Raw genomic sequence first — 12356 nt, forward strand, 5'->3', positions numbered from 1 at the left:
GTCTGGATAATCTGGAAGACCCGTATCGTCTGTTCCGTTGCCACACGATCATGAATTGCGTCGACGTGTGCCCGAAGGGGCTGAACCCGACCAAGGCGATTGGCAAGATCAAGGAATTGATGGTGCGGCGCGCGGTTTAATATCGCGGCTTGAACCGACTGTTTGACTAAGTGGGCCTGCAATGTGAATTGCAGGCCCGCTTTGTTTTTGTGGTTGTTGCCGCTTAGACCGCGTATTGCGCGATGCCGTTACCGAACGACCAGTTCTCCTTCTTCACCTCGACGAGACTGATAAACACGTTCTCGCCTCGGATACCCGGCGCTTTAGCGAGCCGATCCACGATGCCGCGATACAAGGCCTTCTTCTGATCGAGCGTGCGTCCTTCGTTCCAGGTGATCTGGATGATCACCAGATCGTCGTCGCGGGCGATGCCGAGATAAGTCGGATCGAACATGAAATTGGCATCGTCATGTTCGTTGATCACCTGAAACCGATCGTTCTTCGGCACGCCTACGTCGAGCATGGCCTCATATATGGCGAGGCCGATCTGCTGACGATAGGCGGCGTCCTTTCCCTTCTTCATATCGATGCGAGCGAACGGCATGTCGGAATTTCCGATGGCAGAAAGTGGTGGATTTATTATCAGCATATGCTTGCATTTTGTCAATTGCCGTCATATGCTGGGAGTGAGACGGTCCGAAATCCGAAGAGCGTGAACAATAACGGACTCCAAAACAATATGAAGAAAGCCAAAAAAGGAGACATGACATGCCGACTTACATCGTATCCGCCACGACCGATCTGCTGTCCGACGATGCCCGCGCGAAATCACTCGCGCTCACAGCGAGGCGACGGGCGCGCAAGGTTTCTTCGCGCAAGTTATGTTCAGCGATATCGCGGCGGGTCGTCACTTCATGGGTGGCAAGCGGATCGCGACGAATCAAATCTTCGTACACGGACACATTCGCGCGGGACGATCGCCGGAACAAAAGGCGCGGTTGCTCGCGGATATCGTGCAGTCGCTTCAACGCATCACAGGGCTGGAGAAGCGTTTTCTGTGGGTTTATATCTCCGAGCTGCCGCCCGCGAACATGATCGAATACGGTCAGGTTTTGCCGCATCCGGGTGCGGAGCAGGAATGGTTCGACGCGCTGACCGAAGTGGACCGCGCGTATCTCCTGCAATTGAAGGGCGATTAAAACTTTTCGACCCACGGCCTCAGTTCGATTTCCCACGACCACGCGCTGCGATGCTGCCGCAGCACGTCGAGATACGATTGCGCGATTGCATCGGGATCGAGCGTGCTGTCGGGCGGATGCGATGCATCGGCGCTCGATGCCTTGCGCACCCCACCGTCGATCACGAAGTGCGCCACATGAATACCCTTCGGCGCGAGTTCGCGCGCGGCGCTTTGTGCAAGGCCACGCAGCGCGAACTTGCCCATCGCGAAGGGCGCGGATAGCGCGAAGCCTTTCACGCCCGCCGTCGCACCGGTCAGCAGGATCGCGCCTTTGCCCGCGGGCAGCATGCGTTTTGCCGCTTGCTGTACGGCGTAAAACGCACCGAGCGCGGTGACGGCGACCGCCTGTTCGACTTCATCGGGATTCAATTCGGCCAACGGTCCGCGCACGCGTCCGCCCGCGTTATAGACCACGATTTCGGGCGAGCCGATCTTCGCTTCGGTTTCCTCGAACAAACGCGCGACTTCCTCGGGGCGCGATGCATCGACGGACAAAGCGATCGCGCCCGTTTCATCCGCGAGCGATGCAAGCTTGCCCGCGTTGCGCGCCGCGATCACCACAGGCACGTTTTGCGCCCGAAGCAACCGCGCAAGCGATCCGCTGATACCAGGCCCGCCACCGATAATCAGCGCACTGCGATAAGGAATGTCGGACATCACGTCACCTCGCAAGTAGCATGTCTTCGACACAAGATAGCGCAAGCGCGGATCGTGTGCATGCTTCGAACGGTGTAAGCTCGCTGTTTCGATCCATCGCACCAAGCGGTTCCATGCTGCTCAAGATAACGAGTCATTCTCCGCCCGCCACCGATATCGGTTACCTGCTGGGTAAGCACCCGGATAAAGTCCAGTCGACCACGCTGCCGTTCGGCACCGCGCACGTCTTCTATCCCGAAGCGAACGAGACGCGTTGCTCGGTCGCGTTGATGGTCGACGTCGATCCCGTGTGGCTCGTGCGTGGCACGGGCGAGCGTTCGGGGCCGCTCGCGCAGTATGTCAACGACCGGCCATACACGGCGTCGTCGCTGCTCGCGGTGACGATGGCGCGCGTCTTCGCCAGCGCCATGTCGGGCCATAGCGCCACGCGTCCCGAACTGGCCGCAATGCCCTTGCAACTCGAAGCGCAGGTTCCCGTCGTGCGATGCCGCGCGGGCGAAGCGACTTTGCGGCGCATGTTCGAACCGCTCGGCTATGACGTGCATATCGCGCAGCACGCGCTCGACGAACAGCATCCGGAGTGGGGGCAGAGCGGCTATTTTTCGCTGACGCTCGCGGGCACGCTGCGGCTGGCGGATCTGCTCACGCATCTGTACGTGCTGTTGCCCGCCATCGACGGCGACAAGCATTACTTCATCAGCGACGACGAAGTGCAGAAGCTCGTCAACAAGGGCGGCGACTGGTTGCGCGCGCATCCCGAACGCGAGTGGATCATGCGCGGCTATCTGAAGCGCCAGCGCTCGCTCGTGCGCGAAGCGCTCGGCAAGCTCATGGCCGATTCCGACGACGAAGCCGACACGGAAGCGCCCGCCGCCGACGCAGGCGAGCATTCGCTCGAACGCAGCATCGGTCTCAACGAACAGCGCCTTGCCGCCGTGCAGAAAGTGCTCGTGGATGCCGGCGCGAAATCCGTTCTCGATCTCGGCTGCGGCGAAGGCCGTCTGCTCGGCATCGATGTGTCGTTCGGCATCCTTGAGCGCGCGGCGAAGCGCCTCGCCTTCGATCGCATGCCGCCGATGAAACGCGCGCGCATCGACGTGCAACACGGCAGCCTGACCTATCGCGATGCGCGCTTCGAAGGCTTCGATGCGGCGTGCGCGATCGAGGTCATCGAGCATATCGATGCAGAACGGCTCGGCGCGTTCGAGCAAACGGTGTTTGAATTCGCGCGGCCGGGCATGGTCGTGCTGACGACGCCGAACGTCGAATACAACGCGCGCTTTGCGTCGCTTCCCGCAGGCGCGATGCGTCACGACGATCACCGCTTCGAATGGACGCGTGCGCAATTCGAAGCGTGGGCGCGCGGCGTCGCGCAACGTCACGGCTATCGCGTGACTTTTGCACCCGTCGGTCCGATCGATGTCGAACGGGGTGCGCCGACACAAATGGGTGTATTTCAACGATGAGCATCGTGCGCATACCGCAACTCGCGCTCGTCGCGTTGATCGGTCTGTCAGGCGCGGGAAAATCGAGCTTCGCGCGCAAGCATTTTCTGGCGACGGAAGTCATTTCATCGGACACGTGCCGCGGTTTCGTATCCGATGATGAAAACGATCAGTCGGCCACCGCCGATGCCTTCGACGTGCTGTATTTCATCGCGGCCAAGCGGCTCGCGGCGGGCCGTCTCACGGTCATCGATGCGACCAATGTGCGCGTTGAAGACCGCAAGCGCTTGCTCGCGTTGGCCGCCGAATATCACGTCCTCTGCACGGCGATCGTATTCGATTTGCCTGAACGCGTCTGTCAGGAGCGCAATGTCGCGCGGCCCGATCGCAACTTCGGGCCGCATGTGATTCGCTCGCAATTGCAGAACCTGCATCGTTCCATGCGCGGCCTCGCGCGCGAAGGTTTTCGCTCGGTGACGACCTTCGACAGCGTCGAAGCCGTCGATGCGGCGATCGTCGAACGCGAACGGCTATGGAACGAACGGCGCGACGATCATGGCCCGTTCGACCTTATCGGCAATGTGCACGGTTGTCGCGATGAACTCGTCGCGCTGCTGACGCGTCTCGGTTATTCCGTCGGCGGCACGCGCGAAACACCCGATGTCATCGCGCCCGACCGACGGCGCGCGATCTTCCTCGGCGATCTCGTCGATCGCGGTCCCGATTCGCCCGGCGTGCTGCGTCTCGTGATGCATATGGTGTCGAACGGTACGGCGCTGTGCGTGCCCGGCAATCACGATGTCAAGCTGATGCGCAAGCTGCGCGGCAAGGACGTGCGCGTGAGTCACGGGCTCGCGGAAACTCTGCAGCAACTCGAGCGCGAGACCGATTCGTTTCGCAAGGACATCGGCGATTTCATCTATTCGCTGGTCAGCTATTACGTGCTCGACGATGGACGGCTCGTCGTCGCGCACGCGGGGCTGAAGCAGAGTTTGCAAGGCCGCTCGTCGGGCGCGGTGCGGGACTTCGCGCTCTACGGCGAAACGACGGGCGAGACCGACGAATACGGCTTGCCGGAACGCTTCGACTGGGCGCGCGAATATCGCGGGCCGGCGATGGTCGTCTACGGACATACGCCCGTCGACGAACCGAAGTGGGTCAATCGCACGCTGTGTCTCGATACGGGTTGCGTGTTCGGCGGCAAGCTGACGGCGCTGCGCTATCCGGAGCGCGAACTCGTTTCCGTCGATGCACAACGTATGCACTACGAACCAATGCGCCCGCTTCACGAAGCGCCTGCGAAAACCGCCACGCGCGATGGCTCCGTCCTCGATATCGGCGATGTCCTGGGCAAGCGCATCATCGAACCGCGACTGGGGCGCAGCATCACCATTCGCGAGGAAAACGCGCATGCGGCGCTGGAAGTGATGAGCCGCTTCGCCGTCGATCCGCGCTGGATCATCTATTTGCCGCCGACGATGTCGCCACCCGAAAGCGCTCCGAACGGCCCGCTGCTCGAACGGCCGGAAGAAGCCTTCGACTACTATCGCAAGGAAGGCGTCACGCGTCTGGTCTGCGAAGAAAAGCATATGGGTTCGCGCGCGATCGTGATCCTTTGCCGCTCGGAAGAAGTGGCCGCGCGACGTTTCGGCGTGACGGGGCAGGGTATCGCCGTGATCTATACGCGCACGGGCCGGCGCTTCTTTTCGGGCGACGACACCGAAAAGATCTTACTGCGCCGCTTCGATCAGGCAATGGAAGATGCCGGTCTGTGGCGCGAGTTGAACACTGACTGGATCGCCTTCGACGCGGAGTTGCTGCCGTGGTCGGCCAAAGCGGAAGAGCTGTTGCGCAAGCAATATGCGCCGACCGGAACCGCCGCGCTCGCTGCATTGAGCGCGGGCGGCGAATGGTTGTCGCAAGCTGCGTCGCGCGGTCTCGATGTCGATGCAATGGCCGCGCGCACGTCGTCGCGCATGACGGCTGCGAGCAAGTATGTCGATGAATATCGCAAATATTGCTGGAGCGTAGCGAGCGCCGACGATCTGCGTCTCGCGCCGTTTCATGTGCTCGCGCACGAGCATGCCGTTACGCTGACGCAGCCGCATGGCTGGCATCTCGGCATCATCGACCGCTTGTGTCATGCCGCGCCGGGATTGTTCCGCGCGACGCAGCGCCGTCATGTCGATCTGAACGATGCGCAAACCGAGAGCGAAGCGCGCGCGTGGTGGACGTCGATCACATCCGCGACGAGCGAAGGCATGGTGGTGAAGCCGGAAGAGGGTTTCGTCGAAGGACGGCGTGGCTTCGCGCAACCGGCTATCAAGTGTCGCGGCGGTGAATATCTGCGGTTGATCTACGGGCCGACGTACACCGAGCCCGACAATCTGGAGCGCTTGCGTCAGCGCGGCGTCGGCACTAAGCGCGTGCTCGCGCTGCGCGAGTTCGCGCTCGGATTCGAGGCGCTGTCGCGTTTCGTCGAGCGTGAACCGCTGTATCGCGTGCACGAATGCGTGTTCGGCGTGCTGGCGATGGAAAGCGAACCCGTCGATCCGCGTCTGTAATCGGCGATAGCGATCAGGCGAGAATGAACTGATCGACGACGCTCTTCAGCCGCACCGTCTGATCCTTAAGACTCTCCGTGGCCGCCGCGCTCTGCTCGACGAGCGCGGCATTCTGCTGCGTGACTTCATCGAGTTGCTGGACGGCGCTGCACACAAGCGAGATGCCGCCGGTTTGCTGACCGCTCGCGTGCGAGATCGTCGCGATCAGATCGCACACCTGTTGCGCGCGGCTCACCACATCCTCGATGCTGTTCTTCGCATCGGCGACGAGGTTCACGCCGGTATCGACCTTCCCCGTGCTGTCCTCGATCAGTTTTTCGATTTCCTTCGCGGCATTCGCGGAACGTTGCGCGAGCAGGCGCACTTCGGTTGCGACCACGGCGAAGCCGCGTCCCTGTTCTCCCGCGCGGGCCGCTTCGACGGCGGCGTTCAGCGCAAGCAGCTTGGTCTGAAACGCGATGGTGTCCACCACCGAGCTGATCACTGCAATCTTTTCCGATGCCTGCGAGATTTCCTTGATGGTCTCCACGACGCGTCCCACGGCGCTGCCGCCCGCGGACGCCACCGTCGATGCCATGCCCGCGAGATGCGTCGCCTGCTCGGCGTTCTCGGACGTGCCGCGCACCGAGTCGGTGATCTCCGCGATCGATGCCGCCGTCTGCTGCAAGTTGGTCGCCTGCTGTTCGGTGCGTTCGCTGAGATAGCTGTTGCCCAAGGCGATTTCCGACGATGCGCTCGCAATCGACGTCGCCACTTCGCGGACTTCGTTCATCGCGTGCGCCATCTTGACGACGGCTTGCTTGAGTGCGCGCGCGGTCGGCGCGCTGACCGCGACCTTGCTGGTGTCGAGACAGATCACGCCGTTGCGATCGAGATTGCGCACGATCGACAGCAGATCCGATGCTTCGATCGCGGCCTGACGCGAGCGCAGCGCCATATAGATTTCGGTGGCGGTCTGCGCGGCGACGTAGCCCGCATGCACGATCATCATCATCATCCAGAGGCTGGGCTTGGTCGTGCAATAGAAGTTGTAGCTCAGCGCCTGCAATCGATCGAACAGGAAGCGATGCACGACGAACAAGCCCGCGCACAGGATCAGCACGCGATAGTCGCGATAGACCAGCAGCAGTCCGAGCAGCACGAACACGCAGAAATGGAACTCGACGGTGCCGCGTCCGAGCTGGATATGCAGCGCGACGAGACACACGTTGCAGGTCGTCAGCACGACGCGCGATGCGAGCGTGGCGCGCGCGCCGAAGAACGCGACGCTCGCGATCGCCATCACGATGGCGGCGACGATCAAGGCGAGATCGAGCGAGCCGTAGTAGTCGCCGATCGCCAGCGCCGCCAGACAGGAGGCGAAGGTCGTCGCATACATGACGATATCGCCCGAGCGGGCGATGCCGTGCAGTACGGGATCATCGCGACGATGATCGAAGGTCTCAGCCATCATGTTCTTGTTCGGAAGTTATCTGGGCGTCAGCGCGAATCAATCGGCCTGCGCTGCGCAGGATGTCACGCACGCGCCTGGCGACGTGCCGCTTTTCTTCGCGCTATATCGGCCGGAAGGGGCGCTTTCTTTAGGGACGACCGGTAAATGACGGCGGCATGCTGGACAAAAGCTGCGCGTTTTTACCGATGCGCGATCGTTTCCCCATGCCGGGGCACTGCTTGTATAGTTCCAGAACCTATAAACCTGATCAGGGGAGCGCATGGTTCATAAGAAGAAAAGACGTCTGATGATGGCAGGCGGCATGGCGTTGGCGGCGCTCGGCACGGGCGCATGCACGACCACGGGTCCGTCGTCGAGCGAAGATGCGGCGGGCAAGGCCGACCGTTTTCGCGCTATCGACGCGGCGGTGGATTCGACCTTGCAGCGGCTGTATGTGTCGGTGACGGGCTCGCGCGAACTTGTCTCCAAGGCGCGCGGCGTGCTGGTGTTTCCGCGCGTGCTCGCGGCGGGTTTCTGGCTCGGCGCGCAGTACGGCGAAGGCGCTTTGCGCGTCAACGGTCAGACAGATGGTTATTACAGCACGGCGGGCGGCTCGTTCGGCTTGCAGATCGGCGCGCAATCGAAGGCGCTGGTTTTCGTGTTCATGACCGACGAATCGCTCGCGGAATTCAGGCGTCGCAACGGCTGGGCGGTCGGCACCGATGCAACCGTCGCCGTGTTGAAGATCGGCGCGAACGGCCAGCTCGATACGACCACCGCGACCGGCCCCGTCGAAGTGTTCGTGCTGACCAATGCGGGATTGATGGCGGGCGTCTCGCTCGAAGGCACCAAGATCACGCGCCTGCTCGACTGACGCGTCGTGTCGAAGACGCGCCGCCGCGCGATGCGGCGGCGCTTGTGCATCAAACCTGCGCCGGTTCTTCCACGCGTTGCCGCGCCATGAACCAATAGAACAGCGCAGCGCATCCCGCGATGATTCCGCCGCTTACGAACGCGAGCGAATACGATCCCGTCCGATCGACGATAAAGCCCGCCGCGACCGGCGAGAACGCGCCGCCGAAGTATCCGCCGAAATTCTGAATCGCGCTGACCGAGCCGACCATCGACGGCGGCGCGATATCGCCCGCGAGCGCCCATGCATTGCCGATCGTCGCCGCGATAAACGCGAGGCCGATGGTCATCAGCACGATGCTGGTCGTGATCGAGTTCGTAAAGGGCAGTGCGATCGCACACACCGCCGCGCCGATCGAACAGCACGCGATGATCGCGCGTTTTGCGCCCATCGCGGACGCCACGCCGTTATCGACCAGCTTCGCCGCGATCCAGCCCGCGATGATTTTCCCGACCGCGCCGCCGAACCACGGCACGCTCGCATAGAAGCCCATCTGCGCCATCGAGATATGGAAGCGATCGAGCAGATACAGGGGCAGGAACACGAGGAACAGATTCCACAGCCAGATCGCGCAGAAATAGCCGAGAATCATGCCCCACACGCTGCGATGCTTGAACAGCGATCCCCACTTGAGCTGCGAACCCGTGAGCGAACGCTCGTGTCCGCCGCCGCCCGCTTCGATATAGGCGAACTCCTGACGCGAGAGCCGCTTGCTCTGCATCGGATTGCGATAGAGAAACAGAAAGAGAATCGCGAAGCCGATGCCGACCCCGCCCGTCACATGAAATAGCGAGCGCCAGCCGAACGCGAGCATCAGCGCGACGAGCAGCGCGGGTGCGAGCGCCGGTCCCCATTTGGACGACGAATCCCAGATGCCCGTGGCGAAGCCGCGTTCCTTCGCCGGGAACCATGCGGCGGTGATTTTCGCGGATGTCGGCCAGCAGGGCGCTTCGCCGATCGCGAGCAGCACGCGCATCAGAATCAGCGCCGAAATCGAGCAGACCACGCCCGTGAGCCAGGTCGCCACGCTCCACCAGATCATGCCGATCGCATAGACGGCCTTCACGCCGAAGCGGTCGATGATCCATCCGGCAGGCAGTTGCATCACCGCATAGGTCCACGAAAACACCGTGCCCAGCAGGCCGATTTCCGTGCGCGTGATGCCGAGATCGTGGATCATGCGGGGCGCGGCAATCGACAGGCTCGCGCGATCCAGATAGTTGATGACGCCGCCGATCAACAGCCAGATCAGCACGCGCCAGCGGAAATTCATGCCCGTTGCCGTGCCGGCTCCGGCGGCGCCGGCCGCGAGTTTGTCGTCCATCATGTCTCCCTTGTTGTGATATCTCTTGCAGTGGACCCAATTAGTTAGTGATGCTTACTTGCCACAGCGCAGCACGAGCGGATCGAGCCTGCGCGCGATATCGATGAGTTCGGCGCGTGTCACCGGATGCATCGCGGGCAGCGGATGGCGCGGGGCATCGCAGGTAATGACGCCGCCTTCCTTCATCAGCGCCTTCGCGGCGAGCAGGCCCGTCTGCCGGTTTTCGTGATTGATGAGCGGCAGCCAGCGTTGGTACAGCGCGAACGCGGTATCGGTGTCGCCGTTGCGATGCGCCTCGATAATCTGGCGAATGCCGTCGGAATAACCGCCGCCGGTCATCGAACCGGTCGCGCCAGCGTTCAGATCCGCGACCAGGGTAATGGCTTCCTCACCGTCCCACGTACCTTCGATCGCGTCGCCGTCGAGCGCGATCAGTTCGCGCAGCTTCGCCGCAGCGCCCGCCGTCTCGATCTTGAAGTACGACACCTGTTCGAGTTCGCGCGCCATGCGGGCGAGGAACGCGGCCGACATCACGGTGCCGGCGGCGGGCGCATCCTGAATCATGATCGGCACGTTGACCGCATCGGACAGGTGCGCGTAGAACTCGTAGATGAGCGATTCGGGCACGCGGAAGGTCGCGCCGTGATACGGCGGCATCACCATCAGCATCGATGCGCCCATCGACTGCGCGCGCACGCTGCGTTCGATGCACACCGCGCTGCTGTAGTGGCTCGTCGTTACGATTACCGGCACGCGGCCCGCGACATGTTCGAGCATGGGTGCGCGTGAGCGTGTCGCGTTCATCGTCGGAGAGCGCGAACTGCTCGGAGAAATTCGCAAGGATGCACAGGCCGTCCGATCCCGCGTCGATCATGAAATCGACGACGCGCTTCTGGCTGTCCAGATCGAGCGCGCCGGTTTCGGTGAAGGTCGTCGGCACGACCGGAAAGATGCCGCGATAGCGTGGATTATTCATTAGGATTCCGTTCAATGTGAATGGCGCGGCACGGTAGCGCCGCGACAGCCGACCAGAAAGTCGAGGTCGCAGCCTTCGTCGGCTTGCAGGACGTGATCGATGTAGAGTCGCTGATATCCGCCGGTCTTGGGCGCTTCTAAAGGCGTGTATCGTTCCAGACGGCTTGCCATTTCCGCATCGCTGATATCGACGTGCAAGGTGCCCGCGTCGCAATCGAGTTCGATCCAGTCGCCGTCTTGAATCGCGGCGAGCGGGCCGCCCGCCGCCGCTTCCGGCGTGACGTGCAACACCACTGTACCGTACGCAGTGCCGCTCATGCGCGCATCGGAAATGCGCACCATGTCCTTCACGCCGCGCTTGAGCAGCTTCGGCGGCAGGCCCATGTTGCCGACTTCGGCCATGCCCGGATAACCCTTCGGCCCGCAGTTCTTCAGCACGAGCACGGAGTTTTCGTCGACATCGAGCGATTCGTCGAGGATGCGCGATTTGTAGTGCTCGAAGTGCTCGAACACGACCGCGCGCCCGCGATGCTTCAACAGCGCGGGCGTCGCCGCCGATGGCTTCAGCACCGCGCCGCGCGGCGCGAGATTGCCGCGCAACACGCGAATGCCGCCATCGGCGACGAGCGGTTTATCGAGCGGACGAATCACTTCGTCGTTATAGAGCGGCGCCTCCTTGACGTTATGCCACAGCGTCTTGCCGTTGGCCGTGAGCGCATCGGGATGCGGCAGCAGGTTCGCTTCGCCGAGACGCCGCAACACGGCAGGCAAACCGCCTGCGTAATAAAACTCTTCCATCAGGAAGCGGCCCGAGGGCATCAGATCGACGATGGTCGGCGTATTGCGGCCGATATGCACCCAGTCGTCGAGATCGAGCGCCACACCGATGCGTCCCGCAATCGCCTTCAGGTGAATCACCGCGTTGGTCGATCCGCCGATAGCCGCATTCGCGCGGATCGCGTTGAGGAAGGCCTCGCGCGTCAGCAACTTCGAGAGCTTGAGATCTTCGAGCGCCATCTCGACGATGCGCATGCCGGACATATGCGCAAGCACGTAACGCCGTGCGTCGACGGCGGGAATCGCGGCGTTGTGCGGCAACGAGACGCCGAGCGCTTCGGCCATGCACGCCATCGTCGATGCCGTGCCCATCGTGTTGCAGGTGCCCGCCGAACGCGACATGCCCGCTTCGGCCGAGAGAAACTTGTGCAGATCGATCTCGCCCGCCTTAAGCGACTCATGCAGTTGCCAGACGGCCGTGCCCGAGCCGACGTCCTTGCCGTCGAGCTTGCCGTTGAGCATCGGCCCGCCGGTGACGACGATTGCCGGCACGTCGCAACTCGCCGCGCCCATCAGCAGCGCGGGCGTGGTCTTGTCGCAGCCGCACAGCAGCACGACGGCATCGATCGGATTGCCGCGTATCGCTTCCTCGACGTCCATCGCGGCGAGATTGCGCGTGAGCATCGCGGTGGGACGCAGATTCGATTCGCCGTTGGAGAACACCGGAAACTCGACGGGAAAGCCGCCCGCTTCCGATATGCCGCGCTTCACATGTTCGGCGATCTTGCGAAAGTGCGCGTTGCACGGCGTGAGTTCGGACCACGTATTGCAGATGCCGATGATCGGCCGTCCATCGAACTCGTGATCGGGGATGCCCTGGTTCTTCATCCAGCTTCGATACATGAAGCCGTTCTTGTCGTTGGTGCCGAACCATTCGGCGGAGCGGAGCTTGGCTTTCTTGTCGGACATGCTTGCTTCCTGAATACGGAAATGAAATGCAGAGATGAAGTGCGGCAGCGAAATTCATGG

Annotated in this window: 9 protein-coding genes and 2 pseudogenes; 5 read left to right on the forward strand and 6 right to left on the reverse strand. The window is 62.3% G+C overall.

What is annotated here, in order from left to right; genetic code table 11:
- Positions 1 to 140, forward strand: a pseudogene (gene sdhB, locus BVER_RS12505) (succinate dehydrogenase iron-sulfur subunit); the annotation flags it as partial.
- An 83-nt stretch (positions 141 to 223) separates the two neighbouring features.
- On the opposite strand, the gene BVER_RS12510 reads toward sdhB, so the two are convergent.
- Positions 224 to 604 (reverse strand): tautomerase family protein, encoded by a 381-nt coding sequence (locus BVER_RS12510; RefSeq protein WP_050453572.1) that lies wholly within the window; start codon positions 602 to 604, stop codon positions 224 to 226.
- 277 nt (positions 605 to 881) lie between these two features.
- Here BVER_RS12510 and BVER_RS12515 point away from each other — a divergent pair, with 277 nt between their 5' ends.
- The gene (locus BVER_RS12515) at positions 882 to 1199 is read left to right on the forward strand and encodes a tautomerase family protein (protein ID WP_083452167.1); all 318 of its coding nucleotides are present in this window, start codon (positions 882 to 884) and stop codon (positions 1197 to 1199) included.
- Here the strand turns inward: BVER_RS12515 and BVER_RS12520 are convergent.
- Entirely contained in the window at positions 1196 to 1897 is a 702-nt protein-coding gene (locus tag BVER_RS12520; RefSeq protein ID WP_050453574.1) for an SDR family NAD(P)-dependent oxidoreductase, read from the reverse strand. The two genes, BVER_RS12515 and BVER_RS12520, sit on opposite strands and share 4 nt — an antisense overlap.
- 113 nt (positions 1898 to 2010) lie before the next feature.
- Between BVER_RS12520 and BVER_RS12525 the strand changes: the two genes are divergently transcribed.
- Together BVER_RS12525 and BVER_RS12530 are read left to right on the forward strand one after the other, a co-directional pair.
- On the forward strand, positions 2011 to 3363 hold the full coding sequence (locus BVER_RS12525; RefSeq protein WP_050453589.1) for a 3' terminal RNA ribose 2'-O-methyltransferase Hen1: 1353 nt from the start codon (positions 2011 to 2013) through the stop codon (positions 3361 to 3363).
- Between the two features lie 5 nt (positions 3364 to 3368).
- A complete protein-coding gene (locus BVER_RS12530) occupies positions 3369 to 5906 on the forward strand; it encodes a polynucleotide kinase-phosphatase (protein WP_198155237.1) in 2538 nt (845 codons plus the stop codon).
- Between the two features lie 13 nt (positions 5907 to 5919).
- On the opposite strand, the gene BVER_RS12535 is transcribed toward BVER_RS12530, so the two are convergent.
- Positions 5920 to 7359, reverse strand: a complete 1440-nt coding sequence (locus BVER_RS12535) for a methyl-accepting chemotaxis protein (protein ID WP_083452168.1) — start codon at positions 7357 to 7359, stop codon at positions 5920 to 5922.
- A 259-nt stretch (positions 7360 to 7618) separates the two neighbouring features.
- Here BVER_RS12535 and BVER_RS12540 point away from each other — a divergent pair, with 259 nt between their 5' ends.
- Entirely contained in the window at positions 7619 to 8212 is a 594-nt protein-coding gene (locus BVER_RS12540; RefSeq protein ID WP_050453576.1) for a BPSL1445 family SYLF domain-containing lipoprotein, read from the forward strand.
- 49 nt (positions 8213 to 8261) lie between these two features.
- Here the strand turns inward: BVER_RS12540 and BVER_RS12545 are convergent, their stop codons facing one another.
- The 3 genes and pseudogenes from BVER_RS12545 to BVER_RS12555 form a co-directional block, all read right to left on the reverse strand.
- Positions 8262 to 9575, reverse strand: a complete 1314-nt coding sequence (locus tag BVER_RS12545) for an MFS transporter (RefSeq protein WP_050453577.1) — start codon at positions 9573 to 9575, stop codon at positions 8262 to 8264.
- 54 nt (positions 9576 to 9629) lie between these two features.
- A pseudogene (locus tag BVER_RS12550) lies at positions 9630 to 10551 on the reverse strand (dihydrodipicolinate synthase family protein).
- Positions 10552 to 10562: 11 nt separating this feature from the next.
- Positions 10563 to 12296, reverse strand: a complete 1734-nt coding sequence (locus BVER_RS12555; protein WP_050453578.1) for an IlvD/Edd family dehydratase — start codon at positions 12294 to 12296, stop codon at positions 10563 to 10565.
- Positions 12297 to 12356: the final 60 nt, after the last annotated feature.

This window comes from Candidatus Burkholderia verschuerenii, from assembly GCF_001189365.1.
Taxonomy (GTDB): domain Bacteria; phylum Pseudomonadota; class Gammaproteobacteria; order Burkholderiales; family Burkholderiaceae; genus Caballeronia; species Caballeronia verschuerenii.